Source organism: Gemmatimonadota bacterium (assembly GCA_009692115.1).
GTDB lineage: Bacteria > Gemmatimonadota > Gemmatimonadetes > Gemmatimonadales > GWC2-71-9 > SHZU01.
The window spans coordinates 216,698-231,435 of the sequence record SHZU01000002.1 but is presented as its reverse complement, the minus strand read 5'-3'; the positions used below and the strand labels follow the sequence as shown (position 1 = coordinate 231,435).

14 protein-coding genes and 1 tRNA gene are annotated in these 14,738 nt (G+C 66.8%); 5 read left to right on the top strand and 10 right to left on the bottom strand.

Going from position 1 to position 14,738, the window contains the following annotated elements; genetic code table 11:
• The first annotated feature begins 308 nt into the window (after positions 1 to 308).
• The 5 genes from EXR94_03570 (at position 309) to EXR94_03550 (ending at position 6,689) form a co-directional block, all read left to right on the top strand.
• Entirely contained in the window at positions 309 to 2,075 is a 1,767-nt protein-coding gene (locus tag EXR94_03570; protein MSR01807.1) for a D-aminoacylase, read from the top strand.
• Positions 2,076 to 2,102: 27 nt separating this feature from the next.
• Complete coding sequence (locus EXR94_03565; protein ID MSR01806.1) at positions 2,103 to 3,524, top strand: serine hydrolase; 1,422 nt, start codon at positions 2,103 to 2,105, stop codon at positions 3,522 to 3,524.
• Between the two features lie 334 nt (positions 3,525 to 3,858).
• Positions 3,859 to 5,559: a hypothetical protein gene (locus EXR94_03560; GenBank protein ID MSR01805.1), complete on the top strand. Its 1,701-nt coding sequence runs from the start codon at positions 3,859 to 3,861 to the stop codon at positions 5,557 to 5,559.
• A 41-nt stretch (positions 5,560 to 5,600) separates the two neighbouring features.
• Positions 5,601 to 6,149: an ion transporter gene (locus tag EXR94_03555; protein MSR01804.1), complete on the top strand. Its 549-nt coding sequence runs from the start codon at positions 5,601 to 5,603 to the stop codon at positions 6,147 to 6,149.
• A 147-nt stretch (positions 6,150 to 6,296) separates the two neighbouring features.
• Positions 6,297 to 6,689, top strand: coding sequence for a DoxX family membrane protein (locus EXR94_03550; protein ID MSR01803.1), 393 nt, complete (start codon positions 6,297 to 6,299; stop codon positions 6,687 to 6,689).
• A 68-nt stretch (positions 6,690 to 6,757) separates the two neighbouring features.
• Here the strand turns inward: EXR94_03550 and EXR94_03545 are convergent, their stop codons facing one another.
• The 10 genes from EXR94_03545 to rpiB all read right to left on the bottom strand — a co-directional run bounded on the left by EXR94_03545 (position 6,758) and on the right by rpiB (position 14,737).
• Positions 6,758 to 7,570 (bottom strand): YHYH protein, encoded by an 813-nt coding sequence (locus tag EXR94_03545; GenBank protein MSR01802.1) that lies wholly within the window; start codon positions 7,568 to 7,570, stop codon positions 6,758 to 6,760.
• Between the two features lie 59 nt (positions 7,571 to 7,629).
• Positions 7,630 to 7,706 (bottom strand) — tRNA-Met (locus EXR94_03540).
• A gap of 36 nt (positions 7,707 to 7,742) precedes the next feature.
• Positions 7,743 to 8,030: a hypothetical protein gene (locus EXR94_03535; GenBank protein ID MSR01801.1), complete on the bottom strand. Its 288-nt coding sequence runs from the start codon at positions 8,028 to 8,030 to the stop codon at positions 7,743 to 7,745.
• Entirely contained in the window at positions 8,027 to 9,313 is a 1,287-nt protein-coding gene (locus tag EXR94_03530; GenBank protein ID MSR01800.1) for a phosphopyruvate hydratase, read from the bottom strand. The genes EXR94_03535 and EXR94_03530 overlap by 4 nt, the downstream gene beginning before the upstream one ends.
• A gap of 64 nt (positions 9,314 to 9,377) precedes the next feature.
• Positions 9,378 to 10,121, bottom strand: coding sequence for a 1-acyl-sn-glycerol-3-phosphate acyltransferase (locus tag EXR94_03525; GenBank protein MSR01799.1), 744 nt, complete (start codon positions 10,119 to 10,121; stop codon positions 9,378 to 9,380).
• On the bottom strand, positions 10,088 to 11,017 hold the full coding sequence (gene thiL, locus EXR94_03520) for a thiamine-phosphate kinase (GenBank protein ID MSR01798.1): 930 nt from the start codon (positions 11,015 to 11,017) through the stop codon (positions 10,088 to 10,090). Before thiL ends, EXR94_03525 begins: the two co-directional genes overlap by 34 nt.
• A complete protein-coding gene (locus EXR94_03515) occupies positions 11,014 to 12,567 on the bottom strand; it encodes an NAD(P)H-hydrate dehydratase (protein MSR01797.1) in 1,554 nt (517 codons plus the stop codon). Before EXR94_03515 ends, thiL begins: the two co-directional genes overlap by 4 nt.
• 17 nt (positions 12,568 to 12,584) lie before the next feature.
• Complete coding sequence (locus EXR94_03510; protein ID MSR01796.1) at positions 12,585 to 13,010, bottom strand: hypothetical protein; 426 nt, start codon at positions 13,008 to 13,010, stop codon at positions 12,585 to 12,587.
• Complete coding sequence (locus EXR94_03505) at positions 13,007 to 14,293, bottom strand: serine hydroxymethyltransferase (protein ID MSR01795.1); 1,287 nt, start codon at positions 14,291 to 14,293, stop codon at positions 13,007 to 13,009. Before EXR94_03505 ends, EXR94_03510 begins: the two co-directional genes overlap by 4 nt.
• Positions 14,294 to 14,737: a ribose 5-phosphate isomerase B gene (gene rpiB / locus EXR94_03500; GenBank protein ID MSR01794.1), complete on the bottom strand. Its 444-nt coding sequence runs from the start codon at positions 14,735 to 14,737 to the stop codon at positions 14,294 to 14,296.
• Position 14,738 lies beyond the last annotated feature (1 nt).

Here is a 14,738-nt window from a genome sequence, read left to right as displayed (position 1 = left end):
GCGGCCCAGCAGCGCCGCTTTAAGGTCAGCGTTGAGAGCCTTCGCCGAGGTGTGGTACCGCCGACGTGGCACCGGGCGGGAAGATGTGTTGCTCCGGGGTATCGGGTTTCTGGCCCTCCCGAGCCGAGAACACTCGGGCCTCGGTGGTGAGGCCATCCCCCGGTTCGCGTCCCGTCATGGCGACCGCTTGGCCCGCGGGCTATTATACCCGTGAACCGTCCGATTGTCGCAATTGAGGTCCGTTCACCTCCGGTTGGCACCACGCAGATCCGACGGACGGGCCGCTTCCGCAGCAGGCCAGGAGTCCCATGGAACACGTTGTATCCCGGACCCGGCAGTTGTTGAACCGCGCTACGCTCTGCATCGCGGTGACCAGTTGTACCGCAGCCGGCGGGGCGCCGGCCGACGTCGCCGCGCAGGACGAGCGCCGCGTTTCATCCGACTCGACCTTCGATCTCGTCATCACCAACGGCCGGGTCGTCGACGGAACCGGCAATCCCTGGTTCGACGGCGACGTCGCGATTCGCGGTGACCGGGTGGTTCGGGTGGTCCGCCGCGGCATGTTGGGCAGCGCCCCGGCCCGGCGTCGCCTCGACGCGACGGGCAAAATCGTCGCACCCGGCTTCATCGACATTCAGGCCGGCGGCCCCTACCTCACCGGCGACGGACGTGCCGTGAGCAAGCTGACCCAGGGCGTCACCACCGAGATCATGGGCGAGGGCTACACCTCGGCTCCAATCAGCGAATTGACCCTCAAAGATCTGTCGGCCTCGGGGCCGCAGGTGGTTGCCTCCGCGCGCCGATTCCAGGGCGACCGGGGCTTCGACGCCTGGCTCCGGGCCATGGAGGCACACGGGGTCTCTCCCAACGTGGGCGCCTTCGTCGGTGCCAGCACGCTGCGGCAGTACGGGATGGGCCTCAAGATGGGTGCGGCCGTCGGTGCGCCGCTCGACTCGATGCGCGCCGCCCTGCGCCGCGCCATGGAAGACGGAGCGTTCGGCCTCGGCTCGGCGTTGATCTATCCACCCGGGAACTTTGCGGGCACTGAAGAGCTGATCGCAGTCGCGAAAGCGATGGCGCCCTACGGCGGCCTCTACATCACCCACCTGCGTTCCGAGGCCGACCGGGTGCTCGAAGGCATCGACGAGGCGCTCCGAATCGGCCGGGAAGCCGGCGTGGCGGTGGAGATCTATCACCTCAAAGCGGCGGGCATCAAGAACTGGAACAAGATGCCGGTCATGATCGCCAAGATCGACTCGGCCAGACAGGCGGGTCTGGATGTCCAAGCGACCATGTATCCGTACACGGCGGGCGGCACCGGCCTGGCGGCCTGCCTGCCGCCCTTTGCTTCCGAGGACGGCAAGCTGATCCAGAGGCTTTCGGATCCGGCGGAGCGAGCCCGGATTCGGGCGGAGGTGGCCCACCCCACCAGCTACTGGGAGAGTCTCTGCGAGCAGGCCACGCCGCAGGGGGTACTTCTCACCAGGCTTCGGAGCGAGGCGAACCAGCAATGGTCGCAAAAGCGCCTCGCGGACGTTCTGGCGGGAACGAAGAAAGATTGGCTCGATGCCGTGATGGACCTCCTCCTCGCCGAAAAGGGCAACATCGGCGCGATCTACTTTCTCATGAATGAGGACAACGTCAAGTCGATCCTGAAGCAGCCGTGGATGATCATCGGCACCGACGCCGCCGGGATGGATCCGGACAGTGCCAAAGGCGGAGGCCACCCGCGAGCCTACGGGACCTATCCCCGGATCCTCGGCCAATACGTCCGCGACGAGGGCGTCGTTCCGCTGGAGGATGCGATTCGGAAGATGACGGGGGCCGTCGCCGAGCGGTTGCTGATCCGCGATCGCGGCCTCCTCAGAGAAGGGATGTATGCGGATGTCGTGGTCTTCGATCCCGCCACCATCCAGGAACACAGCACGTTCGAAAAGCCGCACCAACTGTCGACCGGCGTGGAGTACGTATTCGTCAATGGGGTCGAGGTGGTTCGGGAAGGCAGACATACTGGTGCCAAGCCGGGCCGGGTCGTTCGCGGCCCCGGCTGGCGCGGTGCCGCGGACCCGCAATAGCCACCATTCTATTTCTAGGAGCCCTCCATGATGAAGCGAATACTCGGATCCGCCGGCCTGATCGTCTCGCTGGCACTCGTAGGATCCCGGGCGGCGGCCCAGGCGGGGCGGTACGATCTCGAACGAACCAAAACCGTGTTGACCGGCATCATCGAGTCCGCGCTCGCGCAACGGGGCATTCCTTCGGTTTCGATCGCGCTGGTCAAGGGCGACTCCATCGTCTGGAAAGCGGCGTTCGGTTACGCGAACATGCGGACCAAGACCCCGGCGACGACCGAGACGATCTACAGCACGGGATCGAGCTTCAAATCCGCCACGGCCACGGCCCTGATGCAGCTGGTCGATCAGGGGAAGCTCAAACTGGATGACCCGGTGAACCGATATCTCGAGAACAGCCGGGTGCAGGACCGGCTCCAGAGCGAGAAGCCGGTCAACGTCACCCACGTCCTGTCGCACTGGTCCGGGCTCATTGCCGGGGCGGTCACCAAACCGATCTGGCGCCGGGAGCTACCCAAGACCCTCGAGCAGATGGTATCCACGCTCTATACGGTCCGGGCCCCTGAAACCCAGTTCGAGTACAACAACTTCGCCTTCGGATTGGCAGGGCTCATGGTCCAGAACATCTCAGGCGTCGAGTACGAGAAGTACCTCGTCGATAGCCTGCTCAGGCCGTTAGGCGTGACGACTCCCCATCCGGTGTACCCGTCCCCCGAGATGGTCGAGGTGATGGCACTGCCGTACAGTCCGGGCGGGGCGACGGGCCAGCCCAGACCGGTGGCTCAGGTGCACTTCGACGTGTACCCCGCTGGCGACATTTACTTGAGACCAGAGGACATGGCCCGATTCCTCGGGGCGCACCTGAACGGCGGGATGTGGCAGGGCCGGCGGATTCTGTCGGAAGCCTCAATCCGGAAAATGCACGAGCCCCAATTCGGCGGGGCCTACGGGTTCGGCTTTTTCATCAAGAAAGACGACAAGGGGCATACGATCATCAGCCACGGCGGGAGCATTCCTGGCCAGCTCGCCAACATGATGGGTGACCTCGATGCCCGCGTTGGGGTGTACTACATGACGAACTCCGGGCAGATCCAGGAGCTGGCGGACGCGGCGATCGCGCTGCTCCGGGGTGAAGACTACGTCCCCATCGCAGCGCGGAAGAGCATCGCGGTCGATCCCAAGCTCCTGGACAGCTACGTCGGTGCCTATGAACTGGGTGCCGGCGCCGCGATCACCATCACCCGCGAAGGCGGAACCCTGTACGCCCAGGGTCGGGGGCTCGGAGGCGCCGCCCGAAACGAGCTGTTGGCCGACACTCCGTCGCGGTTCGTAGTCAAGGGCCCCGATCTTCGGGTCAGCTTCCTGAAGAACCAAGCTGGCCTCGTCGATCGGCTGGAAATCGAGAACTACGGCGGTCCGATCACCACGGCCAAGAAGCGGCCGGCCCAATGATACCCGGCCTCGTTGCCGCCGCCGGTGTATTGCTGGCGGCCAACGCGGGGCCATGCGAAGCATTGGGCGCGGTCAAGTTCGTGTGCATTTCGTCGCTGGCGGAGGACCTGGTAGCCATCCCCAACGATGCGCTGTGGTGTTGGGCATCGGGGCCGGATCTGGAATGGCGATGGTGGTTCTCTTCTTTGCATTGGCGTGAGCAAGCCCGTACCGATAGATGGCTCGGTAGGCTACGAGTGGAACATCACGCTGATTAGTCGCTGCAGACGGCGCAATGACACCCGCAGGCCGACAACCAGACTCTCCCAACCCTTGGTAAAGGGGGCAAGGCTTGATGAAAGCCATGGTCCGACTCCTCCTGACAGGGGTCCCGCTCCTCGCCTTGGCGGCCTGTGGTGGAGGGACGACGGCTCCCAATCCGCCGCCCCCGCCGCCACCCCCGCCCGCCGTCGCATCGGTCGCCGTCACCCCAAGTTCGGCAACCCTGATCGCGGGGGCCACGACGCAGCTCACGGCCACCCCGCGGGACGCGCAGGGCAACCCACTCACCGGTCGGACCGTGACGTGGACGTCCTCCCTCGAGTCAGTCGCGACGGTTTCGACGGCGGGGTTGGTCTCCGCGCTCACACCGGGGTCCGCTCAGATCAGGGCGACGAGCGACGGGATCACGGGCGAGGCGACGGTCACCGCGACCCCGGGCCCCGTGGCCGTCGTCTCGGTGACCCCACCGACCCTCGCGATGCTAGTGGGGGCGACCGCACCCCTGTCCGCGACGGCACGCGATGCCCGGGGGAATCTGGTCACGGGTCGGCCGATCACCTGGACCAGCAGTGCCCTCGCGGTGGCCTCCGTCAGCGCGGGGGGGGTGGTGAGTGCCCTGGCGGTCGGCACCACGACGATGACGGCGACCGTTGACGGGATCGCGGGGACCAGTAGCGTGGTCGTCACGGCCCCACCCGCGAATCTGGAGATCCACCAGATCAACGTGGGGTGGGGCGGCTCCATCCTGGTCCGAGGTCCCGACGGCACCACCGTGCTGCTGGAGGCCGGCAACACCGGCGACGGTACGGCCTCGGTGGTACCCTACCTCAAGAGCGTCGGCGTTCAGCCGGGTCAAGGCCTCGACTACACCATCGCCGGTCACCAGCATTGCGATCACGTCGGGGGATTGGATGAAGTGGTCCGGGCGGGATACGACGTCCACAGGAAGAACTATTTCAATGGGTCGTCGAATACCACGTCCTGTACCGATCAGTGGAAAGCCGTCACCCCGACGACCTCGGCGGGGCGGCATGTTGTCCCCGTGCTGGGCTCGACGATCCCGCTCGGCAACGGCGCGACCCTGACGTTCCTTGCCTCCAACGGGAGCCTCATCGGCGGCGGGCACGTGACCGTCTCCGACGAGAACGACCGCTCGATTGCGGTACTCATCAAGTACGGCGGATTCGACTTCCTCTGGGCCAGCGACCTCGGGGGGGGCAGCGCGGACAATGCCTGCACCGGACGGTCCACCTCGCAAACAGATGTAGAGACCGCACTCATCACGGCGATTTCACCCGGAGGGAGTACCCCCCTGATCTCAACCGGGGGCATCGACGTACTCGTCGCCAATCACCACGGCAGTGAGAGCAGCACCAACAGCACCTACATGAATCGCACCCGGCCCACGGTGGCGCTGATCGGTGTCGGGGCCGGGCAATCGAGCAACTTCGCGCTTCCTCGACGGAGCGTGGTCGAAAGCGTGCTCCTGGCCCAAGCCCCGTGTGTGACGGTGCCACCCGCCGTGGTCCTGCAGACCGAGGAAGGCAGCCCGACCGGACCCCAAGCGAGTTTTGCGGGGTTCAGCGTCGGCGATATTCGGATCACGACCGACGGGCGGTCCGGATTCACGGTGGCGGCGTCCGGTCGGGTGTCCCAAGGCCCTTTTGAGGGCGCGTTGGCGGGACTCCCCCGCACGTTCCTGCTGGATGACGCGATGCAGCCAAGCGGGGTCGCCCGGGCCTTGATGGTGGCGTCGAACGGCGGGCACTGGTGAACGCGGCGAGTCGTCCCGTCTTGGGGCCGTTTGCACTCCTGATGTTGTTGCTCTCGGTCGCCTCAATCGGGATCCTGGTGGGGCTCGCCGCCGTGCGGGGGGATCCGGAGATCACGCGGGTCTTGGAGCACGCCGACACGGCGGTCGCCGTCGTGTTCCTCGTTGATTTTGTGATCACCTTCCTTCGCGCCCCGAGCAAACGTCGCTACTTCTTCACCTGGGGATGGCTCGACCTCCTCTCAAGTATCCCCCTCACCCCCGTCCTCAGGCTCGGTCGACTCGGGCGCATCCTTCGACTGGTGCGGTTGGCCCAGAGTATCAAGGCCATCCGTATCGTCTCGGATACGTTTCTGGCTCATCGAGGACAGTCGACGGTCGTGGCGGCGTTGCTCCTGACCTTCTTGGTCGTCACCACCGTCGGGTACGGTGATCGCTTCCCGGTGACCAGCGAAGGCCGATTGGTCGGCGGGCTGCTCATGTTCAGTGGCGTTGGGTTGTTCAGCACGCTGGCCGGCCTCGTCGCGAGCTGGTTGGTGACCCCACCCCAGCCACCCGGAGACGGTACCTCAGAGAACCGGGCGTCGACGTGACAGTCGGAGCCTCCGACGGGGCCGAGGACTGACGGGCCGGAGTGGAGCAGGCGGCCAGGGTCCACGCTGCGACGCTGGCCGAGAAGCATTGGCGAGGAGACATGGTGACTCTTGGCAGGGGGTTCGCGTTCGATGTACCCTTTGGCCATGACCATCACACGGGCGCTCGCAGCCCTCTTCTTCGCCGCCGCCGGCCTCGGCCACTTCATCGTCCCGTCGTTCTACCTGGCCATGATGCCGCCCTGGCTCCCCGCGCCCCTTTTCCTGGTTCAGTTGAGCGGCGTCGCGGAAATCGCCGGCGGAGTCGGCCTGCTGATTCCTCGGCTCCGGCGCCCGGCCGGGATCGGATTGGTCCTCCTCCTCATCGCGGTATTCCCCGCCAACATCCAGATGCTCCAGAACGCCCGGGCCGCCGGCACGCCCGAGTTGGCCCTCTGGATCAGACTCCCCTTCCAGGTCCTCTTCATCGGCTGGGTCCTCTTCGTGAGCCGGCCCGCACCCGCTGCGCCCTTTCAGCCGGGCGCCGCATCTAGACCCTAACCCCAACCAAGTTCGCCCATCAAGGTCAGCTGGAGCCATACCGCATTCCCGTAATGTGGACCTGACGATCAGGGGTGCATCCCCGGCATCGGCGCCACGCTCATCGTCACCTCACCGGAAAAGCACCGAATCGAGGACGTGGCGTTCGCGGCGTTCAGCAGGACATAGTGGTAAATCCCCTCGGGAAACTCAGGCGTCGGGCTGGTGATTCCGCTGCACTGGTCGAGATCGCCGGCGGTCAGCTGCCGGCCGGTCAGGTCCCGGTCGCCGTAGATCGGATAGCCGTCGAAGGCGATCCCGATCAAATGGGAGGGGCCACCCGCCCCGTCGACGACCGCGGTCACACAGGGCGGCAGCGCGTGGTAGTGATACGACCCCATCGGCGTCGGGTGGCCGTTACAGGCATCGAGAAACGCCACGTCCTGCCCTGCCGCGTTCTTGACCGTGAAGTTCGAGGCGGTCGCGACGGTCACGCCGTCGCCCTCGTAGGGGTTGAAAAGCGCCGCACCCGAGATCATCACCCCGATGGTACCGAGACTGGTGGAGGTCGGGCGGGCGGCCTTCCGCGGCGTCGTCGGAATCCGGAAATCATAGTTCTGCGCCACGGTCGGGTCCGGGGCGGCAATGGCCGTCATGGCGTTTGGTACCCGGCCCCCGCCGTTCGGCACCGCGTACTCGGCCTGCCGGGCGTGATTGGGAATCCCGTTGGACCGGTAGCGCACCGACCCGTTCTCGAATGAGATCGTGACGTTGGATCCCCACTTGGCCGCCTGAAGGCCGGCGGCCGTGGAGGCGGTGTCCGGTACGGACTCGACGTCGGTCGAGCCGCACCCCAGGGCCACCAGGGCCGATGTCATTTGGATCACAGTTCGCCAGATCATGGGGCCACTACTTCGGATGGGGACGAGTTTGCCAGCAACGCCCCCGGCGAATTTTCCGATGATAGCAGGGGCGGGACTCGAACCCGCGACCCCGGCATTATGAGTGCCGTGCTCTAACCACCTGAGCTACCCTGCCAGGGGCGCCAATCCTAGCGCCCCGGCCGTACCCCGGTCAAGGTTTCCGGTCCTTGGCTTCGATCAGGCGGAACTCGTGCTCCCCCGGCTTGAGCATTCCGTACCGCTCCCGGGCGATCTGCTCTTGGAGCTCCGGATCCGTCTCCACCTGCTTGGCGTACCGGATCAAGGAGTCGACCGTCCGCCGAAGCTCCCGGACCCGGGCCGCCTCGGCCCGCTCCTCCCGCCGGAGTTTGAACCAGGCCACCGTGCTGTACTCCCCTCCTTGAAGCGCAAACAGGAGCGCCAGCGCGAGGACCAGACCCACCAGCCAACGCGACTTCACAGAGAGTAGAGGTCCCGGCCCGGATAGTGGGCCAACTCGCCCAGCTCTTCGGCAATCCGGAGCAGCTGATTGTACTTGGCGACCCGATCAGTCCGGCTCGCGCTCCCGGTCTTGATCTGGCCGGCACCGGTGGCCACGGCCAAATCGGCAATGAAGGTGTCCTCGGTTTCGCCCGAGCGGTGCGAAATGATGACTCCATACGAGCTGCTCTTGGCCAACTCGATGCACTGCAAGGTTTCGGTCAGGGTCCCGATCTGGTTGACCTTGACCAGCACCGCGTTCCCGGCGCCTTCCTCGATTCCCCGCCCCAGCCGGTCGACGTTGGTCACGAACAAGTCGTCGCCCACCAGTTGGGTCCGATCGCCGAGCGCCTCCGTCAACAGACCCCAGCCGTGCCAATCGTCCTCGGCCAGCCCGTCCTCGATCGACACGATCGGATAGCGATCGACCCATTGCCGATACATCTCAACCATCTGGGCGGCGGTCCGACGGCTCTTGTCGCCCTTCTTGAACACGTATTCTTTCGTTTCCTTGTCGAACAACTCCGACGCCGCCACGTCGAGGCAGATCGCGAGGTCCCGGCCGGGTTCATAGCCGGCACTCTGGATCGCCTGCATCACCACATCCAGGGCGGCCTCGTTGGACGGGAGCATCGGGGCAAAGCCCCCCTCGTCGCCGACCGCGGTCGAGAGGCCCATTTTGGTCAGCACTTTCTTCAAGGCGTGGAACACCTCGACGCCCATCCGAAGCCCGTCCGCGAAGTTATCCGCCCCGATCGGCGACACCATGAATTCTTGGGCGTCGACGTTGTTGCTGGCGTGCGCCCCGCCATTCAAGATGTTCATCATCGGCACCGGGAGAATCCGGGCCATCGGTCCGCCCAGGTAGCGATAAAGCGGAAGGCCGGTCTCTTCGGCCGCCGCCCGCGCCACCGCCAGCGACACCGCGAGGATCGCGTTGGCGCCGACCTTGCCCTTGTTCGGCGTGCCGTCCACCTCCATCATCTCGGCGTCGACCGCAATCTGGTCTTCCGCCGCCATGCCCTCGAGGCGCGGCCCGAGAATTTCGTTGACATTCTTGACGGCATCGAGCACGCCCTTGCCGCCATAGCGCTTGGGATCCCCGTCCCGGAGCTCGACCGCTTCGTGCTCACCCGTCGAGGCACCGCTCGGCACGGCCGCCCGCCCCTGGGCCCCGCTGGCCAAAACGACCTCGGCTTCGACGGTCGGGTTGCCACGACTGTCGATGATTTCGCGAGCGCTGACTTCGATGATGGTTGACATTGAGTTCTAGGGTTGAGGAATAGGTCAAGAATAGGCGAGCAGAAGGGGCCGACACAACCGCCCCTTACTCCGGGGCGCCAAGGGCAACCATCGCGGCGCGGGTTTGATCGGCCAACTGGTCGCGGTCATCGTACCGGAGGCCGGTCGTCGGGATTGGCGTCCCGATTCGAACGGTGACCACGCCCGGCCGAGGCGAGATGCTGCCCTTGGGCAACCGCTCAAACGAGCCCTCGCACACCACGGGGACCACCGGCACCCCGGCCGCGATGGCCAGGACGAAGGGCCCCTTCTTAAACGCCAGTAGCCGACCGTCGGCGCTCCGGGTTCCTTCAGCGAACACGATGGTCGAGGTACCGCCCCGAATCTGTTGGGCCGCTCGCTCGTAGGAGGCGAACGCCGAGCCGCGATTGCCCCGGTCAAGCGGCACATGACCCATCGCGTTGATGGCCGGCCCGAGAAACGGGATCCGGGAAAGCTCCTTCTTGAACACGAACCGGGTGGTGCCCGGCAACGTGACGAGGAGCATCCAGATGTCCACCCAGGAGACGTGGTTGACGATGTAGACAACCGACTGCCCCGGGAGGAGGCGGTCGAGTCCCTCCGCCTTGACCGCAATCCGGCTGCTCTTCAGCAGTTTGTCGCCGTAGCGATGCTGCATCCGGTCGTAGAACCCGCCCGGTACCTGACGGACCCCGACGAGCGCGGCGACCAGGATTCGGGTCCCGAGCCAAATCGTATAGCCACCGATCGCAGCCAGGTACCGGAGCGCGGCCATCATCGGAAATGATCGTAGCCGGCCAACGTCCATTCGGTCCCGGCCAAGGTCGTCGAGACGCCGGGCCCCGGCGTGACGGTCCCAATCCGGGTCAGGGGCGCCGCGTCGATTCCGGGCGGAAGCGTGACCAGGAGTTCGAAGTCCTCGCCCCCGATGGCAGCGAAGACCTCCGGCGGCTGGCCGGCCTGGCGCGCCGCTGCGGCCACCTCATCAGCCAGCGGCAGTCGATCGAGTTCCACCGCCAGGCCAACTTCACTGGCGGCGGCCAGATGCCGGAGGTCGCCGCCCAAGCCGTCCGAAAGATCAAGCATGGCCGTCGCGCCCAATTCGGCCAACCGGCGACCCTCGGCAATCCGGGCCTGGGGCCGGGCAAACCGGTGGCGCGGCCCGGCCTCGGGTTGCCGGCCGGCCGTCCACTCCGCGACGGCAGCCCGGGCACCGCCTAACGAACCCGTGACCCAGATTCCGTCGCCGGGCCGGGCCCCCCGGCGGCGCACCGGGCGGTCGGCCCGGCCGAGCACCGTGACCGCGAGCGATAGGTCCCGGGCCCGGGTCAGGTCGCCGCCCACCACCGAGGCGCCGAGTTCACGGGCCGCGTCACCCACCCCGCCCATGATGGCCGCGATGACCGCGGCCGGTTCGTCACCCGGGGCCGCGAGGCCGACCAGCAGCGCCTCGGCTGTTGCCCCAACGGCGGCCAGGTCGGACAACGCCGCCATGGCCGCCCGCCAGCCGATCTCGGCGGGATCGAGCCATTCGCGCCGGAAGTGGACCCCCTCGACGCTGACGTCGAGGCTGACGCACCAACCCCCGGGCAGGAAGGCGCAATCATCGCCCAAGCCCCGCCCTGCCCCGCCGAGCGCCGTGGCAATGGCCCGAATCCGATCGAACTCGAAACCCGAACCGAGCGGAGTCCACTCGGCCGTCATGTTCGGGCCGGAGCCGACATTTCGTGCAGGATCGGCGCGAGCGGAGCGGCCGGCTCGCGCCGGACCTGGTCCCACCGCCGCCAGACGTCGGGCAGCGCGGCAATCACATCCATCGGGCGCATGGCCCGGGCGGTGAACCGGCGGGCCGCGAGGTCGGCCGCATCGCCTAACGCCAACGCCCCGGCGGCCGCCGCCGCGCAGGTGTCGACCCCCTGCCCAAGCCAGGTGCCGATCATCCCGGCCAAGGTGTCGCCGCTGCCGCCGGTGGCCAGACCCGGATTCCCGGCCGCGATGGTGAGCGGCGCTTGGCCCGGCATCGCGACGATGGTCGGAACGCCCTTGAGCAAGACGGCGGCGCCGAGTCGGTGGGCCGCGGCATCGGCGGCGCTCCACGGATCGACACCGAGTTCTGACGCTTCGGCGGGAAAGAGGGCTCGGAACTCACCGGCATGGGGCGTGGCTACCAGCGCGCGGCCCTCCGCCAGTTGAGCCAAGCCGGCCGGATTGCCCCCGAACGCCATCAAGGCATCGGCATCGACGACGAGGGGAGCCCGGGTCGCGGCCGCTACCGCGGCGATAAACGCGGCCCGTCCCGGAGCCCGGCCAAGGCCGGGCCCAATCACTACCGCGTCGGCCCGGGCCAGCAACGCCGCCGCGGCCTCCGACAGCAAGTCGAAGTCTGAGATCGTGGTCTGGAGATCCGGTTCGGCAGCCGCTAACACAGCAATCGAGTCGGCCGGCGCCGCCACATGCACCAACCCCGCGCCCGCCGCGAACGCGGCCCGCGCCGCCAGCCGAACCGCTCCGGTCATGCCCGAGTGCCCACCGACGATTACCACCCGGCCTCGGTCGCCCTTGTGGCTGTGGCCCGGCAGGAGCGGAATCGCCCGCGCCGCATCGCGGGCGAGGAACAGGCGGGGCCACTCGGCCGCAGGGGCCACGAAACCCAGATCAACCACCGCCAGATCGCCGACCTCATCGCGGGCCAGCAATTGGCCGCGCCGATATCCGCCGAAGGTGATCGTGAGGGTCGCGCGAAGCACCTCATGCGAAATGCCGGTATCGAGATCAAGCCCGGTCGGCCCGTCCACCGCCACGACCGGAACGGCCAGCTCTCCAAGCCGGGCCAGCAAGGCGGCCACATTCGGCCGGGGGCGGCCGTGCGCCCCGGTTCCGAGAATCGCATCGACCACGAGTCCGGCCGCCGGCCAAGGGCCATCGGGCTCCAGTTGCCGGACTCCGGCATCGATCGCGAGCCGCGCCTCGAGGGCATTGAGCTCGGAGCTACTGCCCCCAATCGGCACCACCCACACCGGCAATCCAAGCGCGGCGAGCGAGCGGGCCACGACCCAGCCGTCACCGCCGTTGTTGCCCGGGCCAACGGCCACCACGGTCCCTTGGCGCAGCGCCGTCGGAAACCGCGTCGTGATCACCGCCGCGACCGCGCGGCCGGCATTTTCCATCAAAGCAACGGGAGGAATTCCGGCTTGGGCGGTGAGGCCGTCCCAGTGACGGGCCTGGCTCGAGGTAAGAACAGGAAGCGGCTGCATTCAGCTGTTCGGGAGGATCATCCGTCCCCGATCGAGTCGACCACCCTGGGCCGGTGACCACCGCCGGCGACTCCCATCCAGACGTAGCCGGTGGAAAACGCCTCATCGAAATCGAAGACCGACTCGAAGTCCTGGACCCGGTCGTCCGGCTGGGTCGTGAGGAGGCCGACATCGACCAAGGCGAAGACGATCTTGCCGAGGTCCTCGGTCTGCCGGATACCCCAATGGGACAGGACTTGCTTCGCTACCAAGCCGTACTGCTCCAAGGCATGGTCGCGACAGGCCCGGGCGAGTTCGGGACCCGAGACATGGCGCCGGAGGGTCATCCGCCGCTGGAGATACTCGATGCTCTCGAGTACGAACAAGTAGCCGTTCTCGTGGTAGTGGCTCTCCCTCGCCCTGAGCTTGGCCAACAAGTCGGTGGCCAGCCGGATCTCGATCATGGGCTCGGCACTCGGCGCTCGGCACTCGGCACTCGGCGGGGCTGATAGAGGGGGAAGCCGTGGGTCAGCTCCAGGACCTGGTGGCGGACGCGGAGGATCGTGGTGTCGTCCGGTGAGGTGAGGACTTCGTCGATCATCCCGGCAATGGTCGCCATCTCGGGCTCGCCCATGCCACGGGTCGTCATGGCGGGGGTGCCTAACCGGACGCCGCTGGTCACGAACGGCGAGGCGGGATCGTTTGGAATGGTATTGCGGTTGACGGTCATGCCGGCCCGTCCGAGCAGTTCTTCGGCTTGCTTGCCGGAGACATTCTTGCCGCGGACGTCGACGAGCATGACGTGGGTGTCGGTACCGCCGGAGATAATCGTGAATCCCCTGCCCATCAACTCAGTGGCCAAGCGCTTGGCATTGGCCACGACCTGGGCGGCGTAGACCTTGAATTCGGGATCGAGCGCTTCCCTGAACGCGACCGCCTTGGCGGCAATCACGTGTTCGAGCGGACCGCCCTGGGTACCGGGAAACACCGACTTGTCGATGGCCTTGGCCAGCGACCCGATCGACAGGATCAGCCCGCCGCGCGGACCCCGGAGGGTCTTGTGGGTGGTAGTCGTTACGACTTGCGCGTGCGGCACCGGCGAGGGGTGGACGCCGCCCGCCACCAGGCCGGCGAAATGGGCCATATCGACTAACAGGGTCGCCCCGACCTCATCCGCGATGGCCCGGAACGCCTTGAAGTCGAGGATCCGTGAATAGGCGCTCCCGCCGCAGACGATCAGCTTCGGCAGCTCCCGCAGCGCGAGGGCCCGGACCTGATCCATCTCGATCAGCCCGGTGTCCGGATTGACCCCGTAGTGGGAGGCCGCCCAAATCGAACCGCTGTGGTTGACCCCGTGCCCATGGGACAGGTGGCCGCCATGGGGTAGCGACATCGCGAGCAACCGCCCCCCGGGGGGGAGCACGGCCATGAAGGCGGCGAAGTTCGCTTGGGCGCCAGCGTGCGGTTGCACATTGGCGTGCTCGGCGCCAAACAGTTGCTTGGCCCGGTCAATGGCCAGCTGCTCGACCACGTCGATGACCTCGTTGCCCCCGTAGTATCGCTTCCGCGGGTAGCCTTCCGAGTACTTGTTGGTCAGCGGGGTTCCCATAGCATCGATGACCGCCCGCGAGGCAAAGTTTTCGCTGGCAATTAGCTCGAGCCCCTCGCGTTGGCGGGACAACTCCTGGTCCACGAGACCCGAGACGACGGGATCCGCTGATCGAAGCGGTGCGATGTGATCAAGCATTCACGACGTCTCCGGTTCGATCTTATCGACCCGCCGCTGATGCCGGCCGCCCTCGAAGGGCGTGGCGAGCCAGGTCTTGAGGATGGCAATGCCTTCATCGGTCGTAACAAACCGAGCCGGCAACACCAGCACATTCGCATCGTTATGTTCGCGCGCCAGCTTGGCGATCTCCGGGGTCCAGGCCACCGCCGCCCGAACGCCGTGATGACGATTGGCCGCGTACGACATCCCGAGCCCGGTGCCGCAGAGCAGCACTCCTCGCTTGGCCTGCCCCCGCGCCACTTGATCCGCCACCACGTGGGCATAGTCCGGATAGTCGGTCGACGCCGCCGAGTGGGTCCCCACGTCCACCGCCTCATACCCGAGCGCCGAGAGCTCCTGAACCAACCGCTCCTTCAGCTCAAACCCCGCATGATCGGCCCCCACCGGAATCTTCTCTCGCATC